This is a genomic window from Pseudonocardia yuanmonensis (assembly GCF_039542425.1).
In the GTDB taxonomy this organism is placed as follows: domain Bacteria; phylum Actinomycetota; class Actinomycetes; order Mycobacteriales; family Pseudonocardiaceae; genus Pseudonocardia; species Pseudonocardia yuanmonensis.
Map to the genome: position 1 here is coordinate 1 of NZ_BAABIC010000009.1, position 20,638 is coordinate 20,638.

The window sequence follows — 20,638 nt, forward strand, 5'->3', positions numbered from 1 at the left end:
CACCAGCAGCGCCTCGCCGAGCCCCTGCCGCGGGGCCGCCGGCTCCGGTCCGCCCAGGTCCGCGTGCAGCGCGCAGCTGCGGCGGTAGGCGTCGACGGCACCGGCGGGGTCGCCGGCTGTCCGGCGCGCGTCGCCGATGCCCTGCCAGACGACGGCCTGGCCGGCCGCGTGGTCCAGCACCCGGAAGCGCTCGAGCGCCCCGGCCGCGCACTGCAGCGCCCGCTCGGTGCGCCCGCGGGCGCACGACACCGCCGCGAGCCCGTGCAGCGCCCAGGCCGCGGTCTCCACCGCCTCGGCGCCGCGGTGGGTGCGCAGCATCGCGACCACGCGCAGGTAGAGCTCCTCGGCCCGCGCCGGGTCGCCGAGATCCCTGTGCACCTCGGCGCGCGCCCGTAGCGCCCCGGCCGCCCCGACCGGATCGCCGGCGGCGAGGAACCGCTGCTCGGCCCCGTCGAGCGCGGCGAGCGCCAGGTCCGCGCGGCCCCGCACGCGCTGCGCGACCGCGATCCGCACCTGCAGCTCGGCGCGCCGCTCCGGCGGGCCCTCCGCCTCCGCGCGTCGCAGCGCCGCCGCCTGCACGCGGGACCAGTGCGGCCACGGCGCTCGCAGCGCGCCACGGTCCGCCAGGACGTCGGCGAGATGGTCCAGCTGGGCCCGGTCGTACCGCTCGAGGTCCTCGGCCACCACGACGAGGTTGTCCCACTCGGCCGCGAACCAGCCCTGGTCGACCGGACGGCCGGGGGTGGGCCGCACGCGGTCGAGCGCCAGGGCGTAGGTGTGCGCGACCCGTTGGCGGCCGGCGGTGGACAGCCGCTCGCCACCGGTGTCGCGCAGCGCCTCCTCGGCGAAGCGCCGGGCCGGGCCGTGCAGCGCGTACCGCGGGGGCGTGCCCGGCCGCTGCTCGACGAGGTGCGCCGCTGCCAGCACGGCGAGAGCCGGCTCGACGTCCTCGGTGTCCAGCCCGGCCAGGGCCGCCGCCGTCGCGGGCGTGACGTCCGCGAGGGGCATCGCCCCGAGCCCGTGCAGCACCCGGCGCTCGGTCGGCCCGAGGTGCGCGTACGCCGCCGCGAACGACGCCCGCAGCGTCCGGTCGCCGATCCGCAGCTCGGCGAGGGTGCGGTGCCGGTCGAGCAGGGCGGCGGCGAGCCGGTCCGGGGTGAGGTCCGGCTCCGCGGCCAGCCGGGCGGCGGCGATCCGCAGCGCGAGCGGGAGGCCGCCGCAGGCTGCGGCGAGGTCGTCGACCCCCGGGCCCGGGCCGCCGAGCAGGGCGCGGGCGTCGTCGAGGCCCAGGTCGCCCAGCTCGACGCGCACCGCGGCGCCGTCCGGCAGCGCGAGCGGGCCGGCCGCGGTGAGCAGCGCGAAGGAGCCGGTCCGCGCGGGCAGGAGCCCGGCGACCACGCCGGCGTCGCCGACGTCGTCGAGCAGGAGCAGGACGCGCCGCTCGGCCAGGGCGGCACGCAGCGCCGGGCGGGCGTCGACGGCCCGGGCGGGGACGGGCAGGCCCAGCCCGGCGAGCAGCCGGGCGGCGGCCGTGTCCGGTCCGGGGAGGCGGTCGCGCAGGTCCTCGGCGAGGACGCCGTCGGGGAAGAGGGGGGCCAGGCGGTGCGCGGACTCGACCGCGAGCGCGGTGGCCCCCGCGCCGGGACGGCCGGTGAGCAGCACGGCGCGCACCGGGCCGCGGACCGCCCGGGTGATCTCCGCGAGCTCGCGCCGGCGCCCGACGAAGCCGGACGGGCGCGGCGGGAGGCCGGCCGGGACGGCGGCCGGGCCGAGCGGGACGGCCAGCGTGCCGATCTGGACGGCGGTGCCGACCGGGGCGTCGAGACGCAGCGTCTGACGGCTGGGTCCGCCCACCGTCCTGATCACCTCCTGCCGGGTAGGGGAACAAGTGTCGTCGATCGTCCGATGCTCCGGGACCCGGTGCCGTTCCGTGGTCGTCCCGCGGACAGGTGTAACCAACGGCAACATTGCAGCGAGTCGACCAGAGCTGATCGGGGCGATCGGGGGGACACCACCGGCGGGAAGGAGGCGGCGGCGATGCCGCAGAAGGGGCTGGACCCCCTGCAGGAGGACCTCCCGGAGCCGGTGCGCGCCGTCGTCACGGCGCTGCGCGGGATCTACACCGACGGGCCCTTCGACCGGCTGCGCCAGGTCGAGGAGGCGATCGTGCGCGCCCGCGCCGGGCATCCCGGGCTGGTCACCGTCTCCTCCGCCACCTGCTCCCGGATGCTCGGCCCGCGCCGGACGCCCGAGGGGCGCAGCGCACTGCCGCGGTGGCCGTCGGTGAAGGCCTTCCTGGTCGTGCACGGCGTGGACCCGGAGCCGTTCGAGGACCGCTGGACGGCGGCCCGGGAGGCCTGGGCGGCCGGCGAGGAGTCGGAGGAGCCGGCGGACTCACCGGTGGACCGGCCCTCCCCGGCCGGACCCGCGGTCGCGCCGCGGCGGTCCGGCCGAAGGGTCCGCGTCGCGGCGCTCGTCCTGGCCGGGCTCGCACTGTTCGGCGCGGGCACCGGCTTCGGCCTGCTCCTCGGCGGCGGTGTGCTCGGCGGGGGCGTGCTCGGGAGCGGCGGGCCGGACGACGTCGTGCCCGTCTCCCCGCTCGCCCTGCCCGGCGCGGCCGCCTTCGCCGTGCCGGCCGGACCGACGGGCGTGAACTGCGACGTCGGCGGGGAGGGCGGGGACGTCCGCTTCCTGTCGGTCGCCGGGGACGACGGCCGGCCCGGCATCCCGGTCCGGATCCGGGTCGATCTCGAGGTGGTCCGGCCCGCGCCCCCGGACCACGCCTACTGGCTGATGCTGCGCGTGTTCACCGAGGGTCTGCCGCTCTTCGCGAAGGCCCCGGTGCGCGCCGACACCGGCGCCGCCTCCTACGTGCTGACCTTCGACTCGCCGATCGGCTCCGTGCGGGACCTGTTCGTGGTCGAGGCGGATGCCGGTGCCGGGTCCTGGCTGCAGGAGAGCGTCGAGCACGACGGCGACGGCAGCTGGGCGCAGAAGCGCGGCGCGCTCCCGCCGGGCACCAGGACCGTCTCGAACACCTGCCGCGTGGAGCGCACCCGGTAGCGGGAACCGGACCCGCGTCGCTTGTCGTTTTCGTCCCGATTGGGGCGAACGGTCCCGGGTATCGGTAGCCTGCCTGAGGTGGCGCCCGCCCACGGGCGGGCGCCGGGCGACCAAGACTGTGCAGGACCGTGCAGGACGACTGCGAGGAGGACGGGTGCTCGAGGTCAGTGGGCTGGCGTGGGGCGTGACGATCGGAGCGGTCGTACTGCTGCTCGCGCTGGACCTGATCGTGGCGGCGCTGAAGCCTCACCGGGTCGGGTTCCGCGAGGCCGTGCTCTGGTCGGTCTTCTACATCGCCGTGGCCGTGCTGTTCGGTGTGGTCTTCTGGTCCTACGCCGGCAGCCAGTTCGGCATCGAGTACTTCAGCGGCTACATCGTCGAGAAGAGCCTCTCGGTCGACAACCTGTTCGTCTTCGTGATCATCATGACGACGTTCGCGGTCCCCGAGGAGCACCAGCACAAGGTCCTGACCTTCGGGATCGTGCTCGCGCTGATCATGCGCGGCATCTTCATCGCGGTCGGCGCCACGCTGCTCAACGCCTTCTCGTTCATGTTCCTGGTGTTCGGCCTGCTGCTGCTCTACACGGCGGTCCAGCTCTTCCGGCACCGCGACGAGGACCCGGACGTCGAGGACAACGCCGTGGTCAAGGGCGCGCGCCGGCTGTTCCCGATCAGCGACGAGTACCACGGCGGCAAGCTGTTCGCGAAGGTCGACGGCAAGCGCCTGGCCACCCCGCTGTTCATCGTGCTGGTCGCGATCGGCGGCATCGACCTGCTGTTCGCGCTCGACTCCATCCCCGCGGTGTTCGGCGTGACGAGCGAGGCCTACATCGTCTTCGCGGCCAACGCCTTCGCCCTGCTCGGCCTGCGCGCCCTGTTCTTCCTGGTCAAGGGCCTGCTCGACCGGCTGGTCTATCTCTCGACCGGGCTGTCGATCATCCTCGCGTTCATCGGCGTGAAGCTGATCCTGCACTGGCTGCACGTCGACATCAGCCCGTCCGTCCCGGAGATCCCGACCACCCTGAGCCTCGGCGTGATCGTCGGCATCCTGGCGATCGTCACGGTGGCGAGCCTGATCAAGACGCGCAACGACCCGAGCCAGAAGGCGCACGCGGGCTCGCTGCGGGCCAGCAGGAAGGCGCCGGGTGCGGTCGGCGCGTCCGAGCAGGAGCGGGACCGCTAGGATGGCGGCGTGCGCCACGCGGTGAGCTCCCCGCGGGAGATCATTACCCGGCGCGCCGGCTGAGCCAGGTCGCCGGCGCGCCGCTCACGTGCGCCCGGCCGGGACCTGGCCCGGATCCCCACCTCGTGAAGGAGATCCGATGACCGCCGCCCTGCTCCCTGCGCCCGCCACCTCCGCGCAGGCCCCCGATCCCGTGTCCCTCACCGTCGCCGTGACCGGTGGCCTCGACGGCGTCCAGCGCGTCGTGACCCTGCTGCGCGGCCGCGGCTACCCGGTCCGCGGGCTCACCGCCGACCTCGACGACGACACGGGCACCCTCGGGCTGACCCTGCCGCTCACGGTCGAGGAGGCCGAGCTGCTGGTCGCGCGCCTGCACCGGCTGCCCGCCGTGCTGCGGGCCACCCTGACCTGAGGTGGTCCGACGGGCGCGTCAGGTCAGGCCGGGCCCGCCCACCGGGGTGAGCTCGATGTACTCGGGCGGGCCCGCGAGCAGCGGCAGCACCGCGCCGAGGCCGGCCTCGCCGAGGTCCCGCTCCAGCGCGGCCTCCGACGCCGCCTCGTCCGACCACACCTCGGTGACCCAGACGGCGTCCTCCTCGTCCGGGGTGCGGTTCACGATGTACAGCTCGCACCCCGGCGCCGCGCGCATGCCCTCGGCGACGCGGAGCATCCCCTCGGCCAGGGTGGCCCCGTCCCCCGGGGTCGCGATCATCCGGACGTACCTGCCGACGCGGGCGCTCATGCGGCGACGGTAGCCGCGCGCGGGTCAGCCGGCCGTGACCGGGTCCGCGGTCGCGTCGGCCGAGGGCGTGCCGAAGCGGCGCAGCGCCCGGCCCTCGGCGGTGAAGGCGGGCCAGCCCGGGTCGCCGGTCCGGGCGAACCCCGCCCACGCGGCCACCATCTCGTCGGCGAGCGCGCGGGGCGGGGCCTCCCCGGCCAGCGCGTCCGGCCCGGCCGCGCGCTCCGGGGTGCCGAACACGAACGGCAGGTCGACGGCGTGGCAGGCGCCCAGCCCGCCGCCGAAGGCCGGGGAGCGCCAGCCGAACTCGTAGACGTGCGTCGAGCCGGTCCCGGTGCGTGCGTGCGCCAGGGCGAGGCGCAGCGCGGGGCCGCGGAACACGAGGTCGGTGAGGAGCCCGGCGTACCGCTCGCCGGGCGTCGTCTCGGGGCGCGCCGCCAGCAGCTCCGCGGCCCGCGGGTGCACCGCGCCGAGCCCGGCCAGGGCCTGCACGTCCGTCAGCGCACCCAGCAGGCCGGTCGGCACCAGGTAGAGGTTCATCTCCTCGGCGTTGTACCCGCTGATCATGTCGATGCCGGCGGCCGATCCCTCGGCGACGGCCGCGAGCGGAGAGCGGGGCAGGACGTCGTCGCCCAGCACGGGGCAGAACCCGCCGAGCCCGAAGCCGGGATCGACGCCGTCGGGTTCGCGCAGGTCGCCGCGCCGGAGCGGATCGGACATCCGGTCCTGGGCGGCCAGGGTGTCGGCGAGCGGCCGCCCACGGAAGGCGTCCGCGGTGGGCTCGACGCCCAGCTCGGCGGCCACCCGTGCGGCGAACCCGCGCAGCGGCCCCTCGGTGTGCACCATCTCCGCGCCGCCGCTCTGCACGATCGCGCGCCGGAACAGCCCGCCCGCGAGCGGGGCGCCGAGCAGGCAGCCGACGCTCATCGCGCCCGCGGACTCGCCGAACACCGTGACGTTGCCGGGGTCGCCGCCGAACGCGGCGGCGTTCTCCTGCACCCAGGTCAGCGCGGCGAGCTGGTCGCGCAGCCCGATGTTCGTGGCGCCGCCGGCGAGCGGGAGGAAGCCCTCGATCCCCAGCCGGTAGGTCACCGACACCAGCACCACCCCGGCCCGGGCCAGCGCGGTGCCGTCGTAGACCGGGGCGCCGGGCTCGCCGGCGACGAACGCGCCGCCGTGCACGAACACCATCACGGGCAGCCCGGAGCCGCCGGGGTCCGGCGTCCAGACGTCGACGGTCAGGTAGTCGTCGCCCGGCCGCCACCCCTGCCCGATGATGGGGGAGAGGTCCAGCGGGCCGAAGGTGCGCGGCGGCTGTGGCGCGGACGGGCCGGGCGCGGTGCAGTCCCGCACCCCGTCCCAGCCGGGCGCCGGGGCGGGCGGGGCGAACCGGAGCGCGCCGACGGGCGGCGCCGCGTAGGGGACGCCGAGGAACCGGGTGATCCCGTCCTTCTCCAGGCCCCTGACCCGGCCCGCGGTGGTGTGTGCCTCCATGCGGACCGGTCTACCCGATCACACGAGCGGAAGCACGAGGATGCGATCGTCGTCCGGCCCGGGGTCGCCGCGGCCGTCGCGGTTGCTGGTGGTGAACCACAGCGACCTCCCGTCCGGGGCGGCCACGACGGTGCGGATCCGGCCGTACGTGCCGGTGAACAGCGCCTGCGGTTCGCCGAGCGAGCCGTCGGGGTTCACCGGGTACCGGAAGAGGCGTTCCCCCTGCAGTGCACCCGCGTACAGGGCGCCGTCGGCGTAGGCCAGGCCGCTCCACGAGGCGTCGTCCGTGCCCTGCTGCGCGACCGGGTCGACGAACCCGTCGCGGCCCTCCCGGCCCTCCACCTCGGGCCAGCCGTAGTTCGCGCCCGGCATAACGAGGTTGATCTCGTCCCACGTGTTCTGGCCGAACTCCGCGGACCACAGCCGCCCGGCCGGGTCCCAGGCCAGGCCCTGCGGGTTGCGGTGGCCGAGGGTGTAGACGGCGGTGCCGAACGGGTTGCCAGGGGCCGGCTGCCCGTCCTCGGTGAGCCGCAGGATCTTCCCGCCCAGGTCGTCCCGGTCCTGCGCCGGCTCGCCCCGGCCCGCCTCGCCGGTGGCGACGTAGAGGAATCCGTCCGGCCCGAACTGCAGCCGGCCGCCGTCGTGGTTGCCGCCCTTGGGGATGCCGGTGACGATCTCCTGCTGCCGGGAGCCGTCGATCGTGCCGTCCGGGTTCGCCGTCAGCCGGACGACCCGGTTGTCGTCCGAGGTCGTGTACATGACGTAGACGCCGCGGTCGGTCGGGTGGTCCGGCGGGAGCGCGATCCCGAGCAGCCCGCCCTCGCCGGTCGGCGTGACGCCCTCGACCGTGCCCAACCGGGTCACCGTGCCGTCCGCGGCGACCCGGGAGATCGTGGCCGAGATCCGCTCGGTGACCAGCGCGGCGCCGTCCGGCAGGAAGGCGATGCCCCACGGCACCTCGAGGCCGGACGCCAGCACGCGCGGCTGACCGGCGGCCGGTGCGCTCTGCGGCACGGCGGACGGACCGGTGGACGCGGTGGCTCCCGGTGCTGAGGCCGGGGCGGCCCCGGCACAGGCCGTGGTGACGGCCAGTACGCCCGCGAGCAGCAGGGCGGCGCCGGTCCGGAAGGGGAGGGAGGTGAGGGGGCGCACGACCGTGAACCTATCCGGGCCGGTCGACGGGGGCGCGCCGAACCCGGCGGACCGGAGATCGCCGGTCAGGCCGCGCCGCCGGCGACGGGCGAAGGCAGCTCCGTGGGCACGGCCGGCTCCGTGGGCACGGCCGGCTCCGTGAGCACCGCCGGTACGGCGGGTTGCACGGCCCCGACCTCGGCGCCGTGGCCGAGCACCGGCACGTGTCCCACGGCGTCGAGCTCCGCGGAGCGCACCCCGAGCGCCCGGAGTGCGGCCGCGACCACGGCCGGGACCGGCCGCGCGGCCCCGTCGAGCACGGTGAGGGCCAGCGCCCGCCCGTCCGGCAGCGCGGCGGCGAACACGCCCTCGGCCCCGTCCTTGGCGACGAGCCCGGGCACGGCCCGCAGGATCCGGGTCACCGGGCGGACCGGCCCGCCGAGCCACTCCGGGTGCGCCCGGATCGCCGCGGCGACCCGGCCCTCCGGAGTGTCCGGTCCGGCCGTCGCGATCGCGGAGAAGGCGCGGGCCAGGCCCGCGACGGTGCAGGAGAACAGCGGGGCGCCGCACCCGTCGACGGCGACGTGCCGCACGTCGTCGCCGGTCAGCGCCTCGACGTGCCGGCGGATCGCCCGCTGCAGCGGGTGCCCGGGATCGAGGTACGACGCCGTGTCCCACCCGGCGGCCACACAGGTGGCGAGCATGGCGGCGTGCTTGCCCGAGCAGTTCTGCGCGACCGGCGCCGGCGGCGACCCGGCTGCGCGCCACGAGGCGGCGGCCTCGGCGTCGAGCGGGAGGTCGGGGGTGTTGCGCAGCGCGCCCGTGTCCAGCCCGGCGCGGGCGAGGATCCGGGCCGCGCCCTCGCGGTGACCCGGCAGGCCGGCGTGGCTGGCGGCCGCGAGCGCGAGGAGTTCGCCGTCGAGGTCCAGCCCGGCCCGCAGCATCGCCGCCGCCTGCACCGGCTTGAGCGCCGAGCGCGGGAAGAACGTGGTGCCCGGCCGGCCGACCCGTGGGCCGGACCCGTCGGCGCCGACACTCGCCAGGTGCCCGTGGTGCACCGACTCGACCACCCCGGACCGGACGACGGTGGCCAGGACCCCGGCCCCCGTCGCGACGCTCTCCTCCACGGTCGGCGACGGTAGCCGCCGCCGGCGCGGTGTGCCGCCGCCCGCGGCCGGGATCACGCCGCCAGGACCCGCCGGTCCAGCACCGGGGGAATGGGCCCGTAGGCGTTGCCCCGCGCGGCCCGGGCCCGCACGCCCGGCAGCGCGAAGACCCAGCGCAGCGCGGCCGGCGGGGCGATCGCGCGGTCCCGCTCCCGCGCTCTGGCCACCCGCCGCTCGGTGCGGACCTGCTGCGCCTGCACCGTCCGGATCGCGGGCTCCCGGTCGGCCTGCACCGCGATCAGGTCGCTCTCGTGCACACCGCCCGCGCGCAGGGCCGGGACCAGCCGGTTCGCCGTGACGACGGCGTCCTGCAGGGCCATCAGGATGCCGTTGCCGCCGACCGGGGAGATGACGTGCGCGGCGTCGCCGAGCAGCAGCAGGCCGGGCCGCCACCAGCGGTCCACCCGCGCGATGTCGACCGACAGCAGCGTCGTCTGCCGCATGTCGGTGAGCAGCTCGGTGCGGTCGGCCAGCCACGGCACGTGCGTGCGCAGGAAGGCGCGGATCGGCTCGACGCCGGCCCTGCGGGCCGCCGGGAACCCACCCTTGGGCAGCGACCAGCCGACCTGCCACTCCTCCGGCCCGCCGAGCAGCCCGACGTAGTGGCCCGCGCCGAAGTACAGGTCGACGTCCGCCTCCGGCGGGTCGTCCGGGCGCCGCGGCAGGCTGAACCACAGGATGTCCGTCTGCGCGCCGAGCGAACGCGCCGGCAGCCCGGCCAGGGCCCGCACCTTGGAGAACCGGCCGTCGGCGCCGACGACCAGGCTCGCCGGGAGCTCCTCGTCCCCGACGCGCACGCCCGTGACCACGCCGTGCTCCTCGACCAGGCCCGACACCCGCGCCGAGGTCCGCAGTTCGAACCCCGGCAGCTGGGCGGCCTTCGCCGCGAGGAAGTCGAGGAAGCGGGCCTGCGGCATGAGCGCGACGTACGGGAACCGGCTGTCGAGCGCGCCGTAGTCGGCCGGGGTGAGTGTGCCCGCGGGCGTGTGGAAGCGGAAGTACCGGGCGGGGAAGTGGGGCAGGGCCAGCAGCTCGTCGGCCAGCCCCAGCTCGTCGAGCAGCTCGAGCGTCCACGGGTGCAGCGAGTCGCCCCGGAACCGCCGGTCGAAGTCGCGGTGCGCCTCCAGCAGGGTCACGGGGACGCCGGCCCGGGCCAGCAGGTACGCCAGCAGCATCCCGCCGGGGCCGCCCCCGACCACGCGGACGGGTGTCACCGGGGGGCCGGCCGGAACGCGCTCACGGTCTCGACACTACCCTCTCGATGGCCGACCGTCTCGGCAGTCGAGAGATCTACGGAGTCTGTCGGGCGTGTCCTCGGCCTGGCACGATGCCCGCCATGGTCACCCCCCGGCGGGCGAGGGTCGAGGCGGTCGGCGAGGGCGCGGCCGTCACCACCCTGGAGCTCTTCTTCGACCTCGTGTTCGTATTCGCGCTCACCCGCGTCACGGACTGGATGGCCGACGACCCGACGGCCGAGGTCGTGCTCCGCGGCATGCTGATCCTCGTCGTCATGTGGTGGTCGTGGGTCGGCTACTCGTGGCTGGGCAACGTCGCCAAGGCCGACGAGGGCGTGATCCGGGTCGGCATGCTGGTCGCGATGGCCGGGGTGTTCGTCGCCTCGATCACCATCCCCGAGGCCTTCGACGACCTGCCCGGCGGCCTGTCCGGGCCCGTGGTGTTCGCGGTCGCGTACTTCGTGGTGCGGATCGTGCACCTCGGCATGTTCTGGATCTGCAGCCGGGACGACCCGCAGCTGCGGGGCCAGGTCGTGCGCTGGATCCCGTCGGTCGTGCTGGGCACCGTGCTGCTGCTCCTCGCCTCGCAGGCCGAGGGCTGGCTGCAGACCGTGCTGTGGGCCGGGGCGCTGCTCGGCGACTACGTGGGCACCGCCCTGGCCGGCGCGTCCTGGCGGCTGAACTCGGCGCGGCACTTCGCCGAGCGGCACGGGCTGATCATCATCGTGGCGCTCGGCGAGTCGATCGTGTCCATCGGCATCGGCGTGGCCGCGCTGCCGGTCTCCTGGCCGATCATCGCCGGCAGCGTGCTCGGGCTCGCCGTCGCCGGCGCGATGTGGTGGGCCTACTTCGACGTCACCTCGATCCTCACCGAGCGCGCCCTCGCCGAGGCGACCGGCGAACGGCAGATCAGGCTGGCCCGCGGCGGCTACACCTTCCTGCACCTGCCCATGATCATCGGGATCATCCTGATGGCGCTCGGGCTCAAGAAGGCGCTGACCTACATCGGCGGCGGCGACGGACACGACCTCGCCGACCCGCTCTACGGCATCCCGCTGGCCGCGCTCTACGGCGGCGCCGCCGTCTACCTCTTCGCGCACGTCTGGTTCAAGCGCTACCTGATGGGCACGGTCAACGTGGAACGGATCGCGGTCGGCGTGCTGCTCCTCGCGATCACGCCCCTGGTCGCGATGGTCCCGGCCGTCGTGGCGCTGCTCGTCCTGGCCGTGGTCCTCTGCGGTCTCGTCGCCTACGAGACGCACCGTTTCCGCGAGCTCCGGCACGCGGTACGGCACGGGAGCCACGCCGAGCACTGAGGAGCGTGCAGGGGTCCGACGGCGGCCCTACCGGCGGCCCCGGCCGTCCTCCCCGAGGGCGGTCAGGCGCTCCTCGATGAGGGCCAACCGTCGGTCCAGGGCGTCCAGCCGGCGCTCGAGCCTGCGCTCCAGGCTCTCGGCCTCGGCTTCCAGGGCCTGCTCCTCGGTGACGGCGACGGCGTAGGTCACCAGCAGTGCCACGCCCGCCGCGACCCCGCCGATGATCGCGACACCCGCCACCATCACCGCCACCCCGACGGCCCGGCCCGCGACGGTGACGGGGACGTGGTCGCCGTAGCCGACGGTCGTCAGGGTGGTCAGCGCCCACCACAGCCCGTCGCCCCAGGTCCGCACCGTGCCGCCCGCGGCACCGCGCTCGGCGAGCCACATCCCCGTGCCGCCGGCCGCCGAGACGGCCGCGGCCACGAGCGTGACCAGTCCGGCCACCCGGGCCGCGGTGGCCAGCGTGCGGGTCCTGCTCCTCGCGCTCACCCCGTCGCTCCTCGTCCCCGTGCCGCCGGGAAGGTCGGAACGGTACCCGGTACTCGTCGGCGTGAACCCGGCGGAGCGGGGCGGAGCCGACGCGGAGCAGGCGCGAGCAGGCGCCGAGCAGCCAGGGGCTACGACGCCTGGCGCATCGTCATCCCGGTGAGCGCGACGACGTAGTCGCCGCTCTGCCCGTCCACGCGGACGGCGTAGCCGGTCGGGTGGTAGCCGCTCTTCTGGTAGGCCTGCGGCAGCTTGAGCGGCTGCTCCAGGTTCGGCTTCGTGAGCAGCCAGTCCCGCGTCACCATCGGCTCGGTGAACGTGTGCCGGCCGTCCCAGGTCCCGTTGATGATGATCTGGGTGAAGTCGTAGGAGCCGGGGACCAGGCTGCTGTCGGTGGAGTCGACGAGGTGGACGCCCATGCCGGGCACCGGTGGAGTCGACGAGGTGGACGCCCATGCCGGGCACCGCCTGCTGGGCGGCCGTCCCGCCCGGCGGGAGGGCGTACCCCTGCGGGACGTACCGCGGCTCCGGCAGGCGGTCGGCCGCGGCCGCGTAGTTCGGGTCCGCGGGATCGACGGCCTGGAATCGAGGCCATGTCGACCATGTCGAAGTGGATGTCGAAGTGCGGCTTGCCGAAGAGCACCACCGGGTCGTGGCCCTGCGGGTTCCAGTTGAGCATGACGTGGTCGTACGCCGTCGCCGACGCCTGGTCCGGGAGGTCGAGCATGAGCGTGCCCGCCGGGGTGGTCGTCGTCGGCAGCCCGTCGAGGGCGCCGCTGCTGAGCCGCACCCCGATCTCGGTGGGGTTGCCGCCCCCGTCGAGCACGGCGTAGGTGCGGGCGGTGCCGTTGCCGAGGTTCTGGGCCGGGCCGAAGAAGGTGCCGCCGCTCCCCGCGGCACCCGCCTGGCGCTCCCTCCTCCGCACGCCGCGAGGGCGGCCGTGGCGGTGCAGGCCGCGAGCGCGAGCCCGACCCCCTGAGGAACCGACGACTGTCCATGATCTTCTCCCCCCGACCGGCGCCGCCTCTGAGTGACCTGTGTCACAACAGCTTGCCGGGGAGACGGAGATACGTCGCTGAACGACGAACGAAGGCGGCTCCCGGGGGAGCCGCCTGCGGATGGATGGTGTCAGTCCGTCGGGTCGCTGGCCTGCGCGACCTCCATCTCCGCGGTCTGCTGGACGAGTTCGAGCAGCGCGGGATCGAGACCGGGGGCGAACTCCTCCGGCCGCTCGACCGCGATCTCCATCGGGTACCCCTCGGGGCTCTGCTCGGTGCGCAGCGTCGCGCCGTTCATGGCGGCCGGGGCCGAGCCCTGGAAGATCTTGCCGGCCTCGGAGAGGTTGTCGAGGCTGAAGGTGTACTGCTTCTCGGCCAGCCCCTGATCGAGCAGGGTCTTGACCTCGGGGAAACGCTCGGCGGCCGTCTTCGGGATCGGCAGCGTCCTGCCCCAGTCCACCCCGAGGGTCTCCAGCGCCTTCGCGTAGGCGTTCTCGTGGGCCTGGTCGCGGACGATCAGGTACGCGACCGTGGAACGCAGGGTCTTGTTGCTGCTCATCTCGTAGATGCGGCACTTCTGGAGGCGCCCCGTCGACTCGAGCATGAGGTTGTAGAGCAGATCGAGCACGAGGTTGCCGCTGTTGTAGACGTACGAGCCGGACCAGGGATTGCCGACCGCGTCGACGGGCAGCGCTCCCTGCCCGCCGACGAGGAAGTGGTGGATGTTGCCGGCGCTGAGCGCGGTGGACAGCGGCGTCGCCCCGCCCGCGGCGGCCTCGTCGAGCGGCGCCTCGGGCGAGCCGTTGTAGCGGGGCGAGCCGTCGGTCAGCCGCGCGATCGTCGTCGCGATCAGCTCGACGTGGCTGATCTCCTCGGTGCCGATGCCGTAGAGCAGGTCGCGGTAGGGTTTCGCGGCCGCCCCGCGGAAGTTGAAGCTCTGGAAGAGGTACTGCATCATCGTCCGCATCTCGCCGAACTGACCACCCAGGCCCTCCTGGAGTGCGTTCGCGGCGGCCGGGTCCGGTTCGTCGGGCACGATCTCGTTGATCAGGCGCTGGATGTTCATGAACATCGCGTCGCTCCTCTGCGTCGGGTTCGACGGGCGCTCGCCGCCCGTCGGAGCGTGGGTCCCGTCGCATCGGGGCCGGTGCGTCGCCCGGCGGGCGGTTCAGGCGGGGGTGTCGGTCCGAGCAGTGGGAGACCCGGATCGACTCGCCGTCCACCTCGGTCGAGGCTGGTCGCATCGCGGGCGGACCACCTCGCCTCGCGCGGGTGACCGCTCTCCCCGGCCGCAGGTGTCGTCACCGGTCGGCTCGCCCTGCCGCACGGGAGACCTATGGCCCTAACGTCCGCCTGCGCCGGACCCGACCCTGCCGCCAGGACACGCGGTCACTGCGCGGAGGGGAGAGAGCGATGGTCGGACAGACGAGTCCTGGCAGCACGACCGGTGCCGGGAGCGGGCACGGGGGTGGACAGCTCAGCGGCGGAGTGATCGCGACGCTCGTCGGCGCAGGGCTGCTCCTCGTCTTCATGATCCAGAACACGGCGCCGGTCACCCTGCGCTTCCTGTTCTGGAGCTGGTCCTGGCCGCTGTGGTTGTTCACCCTGGTCACCGCGCTGCTGGGGGCGCTGGTGTGGTTCGGACTGGGCGTCCTGCGCCGCCATCGGCGCCGGGTGGCGCGCCGTGCAGAGCGCTGAGGTACGGCCGGTCGGACGTGACGACACTCGTCGGCCGGCGCCGCAGTTGGTGGCGATCTCCTCCGATTCCGCACAGCGGCTGGAGGTCGGGGTGTAAGCGGGCAATGAGGTCGGGCGCTCTGGACGGGATCGAGGGTCGAGCCTCGCCTGACGGTGTCCGTGCTCTTCCCAGGTCTCGCGGACTTGTCCGGCGGGTCCATGGTGGCCCGCACCGTAGACGCGTAGCCGGGTCGGTCGCCCCGGACAGCGGGACCGGTCCCGGGGCTCAGTACTCCTTCTTGATGGTGAAGTACGAACCGCGGATGGTCCCGGCCAGCTTCGACTTCTGGCGCGCGAACTTGAAGCGCGTGGCGAGCTCGTCGGGGACCTCCATCCCGTCGGCCAGCTTGAACCCGACCGCCCGCTTGCCGCCCTCGTCGAGCGAGTACATGACGTTGACCGACAGGCCGCTCTCGTAGAAGACGTAGGCCATCCGGATGTTCTCGACCTGGAAGGCCGTGGCCTGAAGGGGTGGGGAGGAGATGACGATGCCGCGTTCTTCCTGCAGGATCCGGTGGACCCACTCGATGGTGTCCTCGGCGTCGGCTGCGGGCTCCACCGTGAACTCGTGGTCGTACTTGTTCTTGAAATAGCGGGCCTCGTTCGCCCGGAGGCCTGCGAGCGCTTCCGCGGCCGGCGACGACTCCAGGCCGACGGTCGACACGGTGTGGAAGTCCACGGTGTAGGTCATGACACGGCCTCCCCTCGGTCGGCGAGATGCCTTCTGGGCTCCTCGCTGGGCATCCTGCCAGCGAGGAGTGTGTCCTCCAAGATCAGCCGGCAACCGAACTCCGGGCAGTCCGCGACTGGTGGCGGCCTCGGCGACGAGCTACCTCGATGCGAGGGTCGGTCTCCGGGCAGGGGACGAGCCGTCCCCGCTCAAGGCGTACCGATCGTCAGCGGAGATGCCTGTCCGGTGCTCCTGCACCGGACTGCCAGCCGTGATCAGCTCACGCCCTTCTCCGCTGAACGGGCGAACAAGCGGTGTGTTGATCTTGCGGAGAACGCTGCAGGCCAGAGCGGGAACGCTCTGGCCTGCAGCGTGTGTGCGCCGCGAGGGAATCGAACCCCAACCCGCTGGAGGGGAGTCGGGTGGTCGCCCAGTGTCCACGAACGGCGATCCTGCTGGTCACACGGTCGTCGCTCCGCTGACGATCTTCTGCCGTGGTCGGTCGACGACGCGATGATCTGGGGTAGGCGATGACCAGAACGGTGACCGGCCGACGGCCGGGCCGTGGCCGGCTGGATGTCAGTAGTGACGGGCTGCGACGGCGTCGGCGCTGGCATGGTCGGTGGCCGGCCGCAGCCCGGACACCACCTCGTCGACGTCCGCGGCGGAGCGATCCGACCAACATGAACGACGCCTCAGCTGCGCGGGCTATCCGTGCAGGCGGTTGAGCAGCGTGGCCAGTTCGGTCGGGGCGCTGATCATCGCGAGGTGGCCTGCGTGCAGCCACTCGATATCGGCGGAGGTCAGGGCGACCGAGCGTTCCTGCAGGTCCGGGGTGTAGCACTGGTCGGCAGTCAGCCGGATGTAGGTGCGGGGGACGGGGCTCGCGTACCCGGCCAGGTCGACGGGCTCGGACAGCAGGGCGGCGGAGTCGTCGACGAGGCGGTCGAGGGCGGCGGTGGCGGTGGCCTCGTCCATGTCGTTGCACAGCATGGTGTGTGCGGCGGCCCTTTCCTGGTGGTAGATCCCGCCGGCGAGCGACTGCTCCACGAGTCCGCGGACGCCCGGGTCGATCTGGTCCAGCACCCGGGTGCCGTCGGGCGGGACGACCGCGGAGAGCAGGACGACGCGGCGGATCCGCCCGCCGAGCGCGGTCATGACGCGCGGCACGGTCACCCCGGCGAACGAGTGGCCGACCAGCACGACGTCGGTCAGGTCGCGGGACTCGACGTCGGCGACCACGGCGTCGGCGCAGTCCTGCAACGTGACCCTGGTGAGGTCGGTGCCAGCGCGCGATCCGCGACCGGGAAGGTCGACCGCGAGGGCGTCGTGCTCCAGCAGTGGGACGAGCTCGTCCCAGCAGGATGCGCCGTAGCCGGCGCCGTGGACGAGGACGAACGACATCGTGGCTCCTCGGTGAGTCGGGCGGGAATCCGCGGCGATAACCTAACTGAACTCAGCTCAGTCAGCTAGAGTCCTGTGTCGACGACGGGAGGCACAGGTGCGTGCGTACAGGATGACCGGACCCGGCCGGGCCGCTCTGGTGTCGGTGCCCGACGCGGAACCGGGGCCCGGCGAGGTGCGGCTCGACGTCCTGGCGGCCGGGATCTGCCACTCCGACCTGAACGTGCTCGATCACGGCGTCGGCGCGGGCTGGCCGCTGCCGATGACGCTCGGGCACGAGATCTGCGGGCGGGTGGCGGCGCTGGGCGCCGGGGTGGAGGGGCTCGAGATCGGCTCCCAGGTCCTCGTGCACGCCCCGCTCGGCTGCGGACGCTGCGACCGCTGCGTCCAGGGACGGACGAACTACTGCGACGAGCGGGACCGGCTGTCCCTCGCCGGCGTCGGCCTCGGGGTCGACGGCGGTATGGCCGACGCCGTCGTCGTCTCCCCGGAGCGGCTGGTGCCCGCCGACGGCCTCGATCCGGTGGCGGCGGCGACCCTCACCGACGCCGGGCTCACGTCCTTCCACGCGATCGAGGGCTGCGCTGCGGATTTGGCGGATCCGGGTTCGGTCGCCGTCGTGATCGGGGTCGGCGGGCTGGGGCACCTCGCCATCGGGCTGCTGCACGCGCTGCGTCCCGCCCGGGTCGTCGCGGTCGAGACCCGGGAGGCGGCCCGGCAGCTGGCGCGGGACTGTGGCGCGGATGTCGCCGTGGCGCCGGACGAGGCCGCCGCCGCGGTGGCCGCGGTGGCCGAGCGGGGCGCCGACGTCGTCCTCGACTTTGCGGGCGCGCAGACGAGCATCGACCTGGCGGCGTCGCTGCTGCGGACGGCGGGGGTGCTCGTCCTCGTCGGGAGCGGCGGGGGAGTGCTGCGGGTCGCCAAGCCCGGGGTGCTGCGCACGGGATTCCGCCTGCAGCTGCCGTTCTGGGGCTCGCGGACCGAACTCGCGGCCGTGGTGGACCTGGCGCGCCAGGGGAGCCTCGCCCCGCACACCACCGTGTTCCCGCTCGCCGACGCCGACCGGGCCTTCGACGAGGTGCGCGGCGGCAGGCTGACCGGCCGAGCGGTCCTGGTCCCCGACTAGCGGGCCGCCCACCCGCCGTCGACGAAGATCTCGGACCCGGTCGTGTACCCGGCGTCCGTGCTCGCGAGGAAGGCGACGGCCGCCGCGACCTCCTCGGGGCGGCCCAGCCGGCGCATCGGCGTGTTCGCCAGCATCGCGGCGTGCCGTTCCGTGCCGGCGAACCGCTCCAGCAGCGGTGCGGTCCCGATGAAGGCGGGGACGACGGCGTTCACCCGGACCCCGCGCGTGGCCCAGTGCAGGGCGGCGTTCATGGTCATCGAGCGGACGGCGCCCTTGGCGGCGGCGTAGGAGAAGCTGTTGGCCAGGCCGCCCGTCGCGCCGAGGATCGAGGCGATGTTGACGATCGCCCCGCCGCCGCTGCGTTCGATGACGGGTCCGGCGTGCTTCATGCCGAGCCAGGTTCCGAGCTGGTCGACGTCGACGACCTGGTCCCACCGCCCGCGGCTCTCGGACTCCACGGTCCCGGTGCTGCCGATGCCGGCGTTGTTGACCAGCACGTCCACGCCGCCCCAGTGGTCCGCGACGGCGGCGACGACCTCGGCCCAGGCCTGCTCGTCCGCCACATCGAGACCCAGTGCGAGGGTCGGCCCGTCGAGCTCGGCGCCGAGCTTCTCGCAGGCTGTGGGGTCCACATCGGTCAGGGCGACGCGAGCGCCCTCGGCGCTCAGTCGCGCCGCGATCGCGATGCCGAGGCCGCCGGCGGCGCCGGTCAGGATCACGCGGGTGTCGTCGAGTCGTCGCACAGGGTCTCCAGAAGGGTCGGGTCAGACGGCGGTGTAGCCGCCGTCGACGGGGACGGCGGTGCCCGTGATGAACGACGCCTGCGCCGAGAGCAGGAACGCGACGGCGGTCGCGATCTCCGCGGGCGCCGCCGTCCGGGCGATCGGCGGGGTGACCCGGCCGGCGATGGCGGTGCGCGTCTCGGGCCGCAGGCCGTGCGGGTCGTCGACGCTGGACCGGGCCAGTTCCGTGGCGACCGGCCCCGGGCAGACGCAGTTCGCACGCAGCCCACGGTCCGCGTACTCCGCGGCGAGGCTGCGGGTCAGGGCGAGCACCGCCCCCTTCGACGCGTCGTAGGCGCTGGACCGTCCGGCCGCCACCAGGGATCCGACGGAGCCGATGGTGACGATCGCCCCGGCATCGGCGCGCAGGAGGTGGGGGAGGGCACCGCGGACGCAGAGGAAGGTCCCGGTGAGGTTGACGTCGACCAGGCGCCGCCACACGGCGAGTGGCATCTCGTCGGTCGGGGTGCCGTCGGTGACCCCCGCGCAGGTCACGAGGCCGTCGAGGCCGCCCAGTGCGTCGACCGCGGTGGCCAGGGCGGCGTCCACTGAGTCGGGGTCTGCGACGTCGCAGGGAAGCTCGCGGACCGCCGCGCCGCCGTCGGTCAGGGGCCGGATGTCCAGAGCTGCAACGGAAGCGCCGTGCGCCGCGAGCAGGTCGACGGTCGCCCGTCCGATCCCGCTCGACGCTCCGGTGACGGCGATCCGCCGCCCCCGCAGCGCGGAATCCGTGGTCGGCAGCGTCATCGCGCCTCCTCGTCGTGTCGGTGACGGCAAGAACGACAGGAACTTAATTGAACTCAACTCGGTAAGCCAGCGCTCTTGTCGCGGCACCGCCGCCGGTCTACTCTTCGGCCCCGACTCGAACTGAACTCACCTCAGTTGCATTTCACGAAGGAGTGGAGATGCGTCCTCGACCGACGAGCGCGCTGGCCGCGCTGGCGGCGGTGCTCGCCATCGTGCTGACCGCCTGCGGCGGATCCTCGTCCGGCGGCGGGGCCGCCGACGACGGGTCCGGCCCCATCAAGATCGGCGCGTGGATCCCGCTGTCCGGCCCGCAGGCCGCATCGGGTGTGCCCCAGATGGAGGGGGCGAAGGCCTACTTCAGCTGGGTCAACGACCACGGCGGGATCAACGGCCGTCAGGTCGACTGGATCGTGAAGGACAACGCCTACGACCCGCAGCAGACCGTGCAGGCCGCACGGCAGCTCGTCGGGCAGGAGAACGTCGTCGCCATCGTCAACGCGAACGGCGTCGCCCCGTCCGAGGCCGCGTTCCCGTTCGTCCTCGAGCAGTCCCAGGTCCCGATCGTCGACCACTACGGTGGCATCGCGAGCTGGTACGCCCCGCCCCGACCGCTGCTGTTCGGGACGCAGACGCTCTACGAGGACCAGGCCGCGGCGATGGCCCAGTGGGCGGTCCAGTCCGGGGCCCGCAAGCTCGTCGTGGTGCACGACGACCCGAAGGCGTTCGCCGACGTGGCCGGGCAGATCGGGCCCGCGGCGGAGCGGGAGCAGCCCGGCGTCACGACGACCGCGGTACCGGTCAAGCTGGGGACCACGGACTTCGCGCCGGCGGTCAGTCAGGTGAAGGCCGCGGGTGGTGACGCGGTGATGCTGGTCCTCCCGGCTCCGGAGGCTGCGGCATACCTCAAGGCCGCCGCCCTGCAGGGCGTGTCGCTACCGACCTACGGCTACGCACCGACCGCGTCGGGCACCACGGTGACGCTGGCCGGCCCCGCCGCCGAGGGCTACCACTCGGTGTCGCTGGTCCGCTCGCCCACCGAGCAGACGCCGGAGATGCAGCAGTTCCGGGACGCGATCGCGAAGTACTCGCCGGGACAGCCCGCCGACTTCTCCACCCTGCTCGGCTACGCCAACGCGGCGGTCTTCGTGGAGATCGCCAAGACCATCCAGGGACCGGTGACCTCGGAGTCGATCGCGGCCGCGTACGGCAAGGCGTCGGACGTGAAGACCGGGGTCGCGCCGGACATGTCGTTCTCGGCGCAGTCGCACCTCGGCACCCGGGACGTCCAGCGGGTCACCGTCCGGAACGGTCAGTGGGTCTCCGAGGGCGACTTCGTCAGCGCGCCGGAGCGGGGGTAG

21 protein-coding genes are annotated in these 20,638 nt (G+C 74.2%); 7 read left to right on the forward strand and 14 right to left on the reverse strand.

The genetic code is table 11. The features are described 5' to 3' along the window. Window positions 1-1,854: tetratricopeptide repeat protein (locus ABD990_RS14580; protein WP_345381028.1), on the reverse strand; the 1,854-nt coding region annotated here is incomplete at its 3' end. 183 nt (window positions 1,855-2,037) lie between these two features. Here ABD990_RS14580 and ABD990_RS14585 point away from each other — a divergent pair. The 3 genes from ABD990_RS14585 to ABD990_RS14595 all read left to right on the forward strand — a co-directional run bounded on the left by ABD990_RS14585 (window position 2,038) and on the right by ABD990_RS14595 (window position 4,658). Continuing rightward, window positions 2,038-3,063: a hypothetical protein gene (locus ABD990_RS14585; protein WP_345381029.1), complete on the forward strand. Its 1,026-nt coding sequence runs from the start codon at window positions 2,038-2,040 to the stop codon at window positions 3,061-3,063. A 154-nt stretch (window positions 3,064-3,217) separates the two neighbouring features. Beyond that, window positions 3,218-4,246 carry a TerC family protein gene (locus ABD990_RS14590; protein ID WP_345381030.1) on the forward strand — a complete coding sequence of 343 codons (1,029 nt, stop codon included), beginning with the start codon at window positions 3,218-3,220 and terminating at the stop codon, window positions 4,244-4,246. Window positions 4,247-4,385: 139 nt separating this feature from the next. Further along, window positions 4,386-4,658: a hypothetical protein gene (locus tag ABD990_RS14595; RefSeq protein WP_345381031.1), complete on the forward strand. Its 273-nt coding sequence runs from the start codon at window positions 4,386-4,388 to the stop codon at window positions 4,656-4,658. A gap of 18 nt (window positions 4,659-4,676) precedes the next feature. Here ABD990_RS14595 and ABD990_RS14600 read toward each other — a convergent pair whose 3' ends face one another. From ABD990_RS14600 to ABD990_RS14620, 5 genes are all read right to left on the reverse strand, one after another. After that, the gene (locus ABD990_RS14600; RefSeq protein WP_345381032.1) at window positions 4,677-4,988 is read right to left on the reverse strand and encodes a putative quinol monooxygenase; all 312 of its coding nucleotides are present in this window, start codon (window positions 4,986-4,988) and stop codon (window positions 4,677-4,679) included. Window positions 4,989-5,012: 24 nt separating this feature from the next. After that, window positions 5,013-6,479, reverse strand: a complete 1,467-nt coding sequence (locus ABD990_RS14605; protein WP_345381033.1) for a carboxylesterase/lipase family protein — start codon at window positions 6,477-6,479, stop codon at window positions 5,013-5,015. A gap of 18 nt (window positions 6,480-6,497) precedes the next feature. Continuing rightward, window positions 6,498-7,631, reverse strand: coding sequence for a PQQ-dependent sugar dehydrogenase (locus ABD990_RS14610; RefSeq protein WP_345381034.1), 1,134 nt, complete (start codon window positions 7,629-7,631; stop codon window positions 6,498-6,500). A gap of 65 nt (window positions 7,632-7,696) precedes the next feature. Continuing rightward, window positions 7,697-8,737: an asparaginase gene (locus tag ABD990_RS14615; RefSeq protein WP_345381035.1), complete on the reverse strand. Its 1,041-nt coding sequence runs from the start codon at window positions 8,735-8,737 to the stop codon at window positions 7,697-7,699. Between the two features lie 53 nt (window positions 8,738-8,790). Then, on the reverse strand, window positions 8,791-9,975 hold the full coding sequence (locus tag ABD990_RS14620) for an FAD-dependent oxidoreductase (protein ID WP_345381036.1): 1,185 nt from the start codon (window positions 9,973-9,975) through the stop codon (window positions 8,791-8,793). Between the two features lie 137 nt (window positions 9,976-10,112). On the opposite strand from ABD990_RS14620, the gene ABD990_RS14625 reads away from it, so the two are divergent. Next, window positions 10,113-11,327, forward strand: a complete 1,215-nt coding sequence (locus ABD990_RS14625) for a low temperature requirement protein A (protein WP_345381037.1) — start codon at window positions 10,113-10,115, stop codon at window positions 11,325-11,327. 27 nt (window positions 11,328-11,354) lie between these two features. Here the strand turns inward: ABD990_RS14625 and ABD990_RS14630 are convergent, their stop codons facing one another. The 4 genes from ABD990_RS14630 to ABD990_RS14640 all read right to left on the reverse strand — a co-directional run bounded on the left by ABD990_RS14630 (window position 11,355) and on the right by ABD990_RS14640 (window position 13,886). Then, window positions 11,355-11,819: a potassium channel family protein gene (locus ABD990_RS14630; RefSeq protein ID WP_345381038.1), complete on the reverse strand. Its 465-nt coding sequence runs from the start codon at window positions 11,817-11,819 to the stop codon at window positions 11,355-11,357. A gap of 128 nt (window positions 11,820-11,947) precedes the next feature. After that, window positions 11,948-12,121, reverse strand: coding sequence for a hypothetical protein (locus tag ABD990_RS34380; RefSeq protein WP_425569602.1), 174 nt, complete (start codon window positions 12,119-12,121; stop codon window positions 11,948-11,950). Next, window positions 12,115-12,576, reverse strand: coding sequence for a hypothetical protein (locus tag ABD990_RS34385; protein ID WP_425569608.1), 462 nt, complete (start codon window positions 12,574-12,576; stop codon window positions 12,115-12,117). The genes ABD990_RS34380 and ABD990_RS34385 overlap by 7 nt, the downstream gene beginning before the upstream one ends. 368 nt (window positions 12,577-12,944) lie before the next feature. Next, window positions 12,945-13,886 (reverse strand): manganese catalase family protein, encoded by a 942-nt coding sequence (locus ABD990_RS14640; protein WP_345381041.1) that lies wholly within the window; start codon window positions 13,884-13,886, stop codon window positions 12,945-12,947. Window positions 13,887-14,227: 341 nt separating this feature from the next. Here ABD990_RS14640 and ABD990_RS14645 point away from each other — a divergent pair, with 341 nt between their 5' ends. Continuing rightward, a complete protein-coding gene (locus ABD990_RS14645; RefSeq protein ID WP_345381042.1) occupies window positions 14,228-14,512 on the forward strand; it encodes a lipopolysaccharide assembly protein LapA domain-containing protein in 285 nt (94 codons plus the stop codon). A gap of 265 nt (window positions 14,513-14,777) precedes the next feature. Here ABD990_RS14645 and ABD990_RS14650 read toward each other — a convergent pair whose 3' ends face one another. Together ABD990_RS14650 and ABD990_RS14655 are read right to left on the reverse strand one after the other, a co-directional pair. Beyond that, window positions 14,778-15,242, reverse strand: coding sequence for a phage tail protein (locus ABD990_RS14650; protein ID WP_345381043.1), 465 nt, complete (start codon window positions 15,240-15,242; stop codon window positions 14,778-14,780). Window positions 15,243-15,929: 687 nt separating this feature from the next. Further along, window positions 15,930-16,625 carry an alpha/beta fold hydrolase gene (locus ABD990_RS14655; protein ID WP_345381044.1) on the reverse strand — a complete coding sequence of 232 codons (696 nt, stop codon included), beginning with the start codon at window positions 16,623-16,625 and terminating at the stop codon, window positions 15,930-15,932. A 97-nt stretch (window positions 16,626-16,722) separates the two neighbouring features. Here ABD990_RS14655 and ABD990_RS14660 point away from each other — a divergent pair, with 97 nt between their 5' ends. Then, on the forward strand, window positions 16,723-17,751 hold the full coding sequence (locus ABD990_RS14660; RefSeq protein ID WP_345381045.1) for an alcohol dehydrogenase catalytic domain-containing protein: 1,029 nt from the start codon (window positions 16,723-16,725) through the stop codon (window positions 17,749-17,751). On the opposite strand, the gene ABD990_RS14665 is transcribed toward ABD990_RS14660, so the two are convergent. After that, on the reverse strand, window positions 17,748-18,494 hold the full coding sequence (locus tag ABD990_RS14665) for an SDR family NAD(P)-dependent oxidoreductase (protein WP_345381046.1): 747 nt from the start codon (window positions 18,492-18,494) through the stop codon (window positions 17,748-17,750). The two genes, ABD990_RS14660 and ABD990_RS14665, sit on opposite strands and share 4 nt — an antisense overlap. A 21-nt stretch (window positions 18,495-18,515) precedes the next feature. Then, the gene (locus ABD990_RS14670) at window positions 18,516-19,280 is read right to left on the reverse strand and encodes an SDR family NAD(P)-dependent oxidoreductase (protein ID WP_345381047.1); all 765 of its coding nucleotides are present in this window, start codon (window positions 19,278-19,280) and stop codon (window positions 18,516-18,518) included. A 158-nt stretch (window positions 19,281-19,438) separates the two neighbouring features. Here ABD990_RS14670 and ABD990_RS14675 point away from each other — a divergent pair, with 158 nt between their 5' ends. After that, complete coding sequence (locus ABD990_RS14675; RefSeq protein WP_345381048.1) at window positions 19,439-20,638, forward strand: ABC transporter substrate-binding protein; 1,200 nt, start codon at window positions 19,439-19,441, stop codon at window positions 20,636-20,638.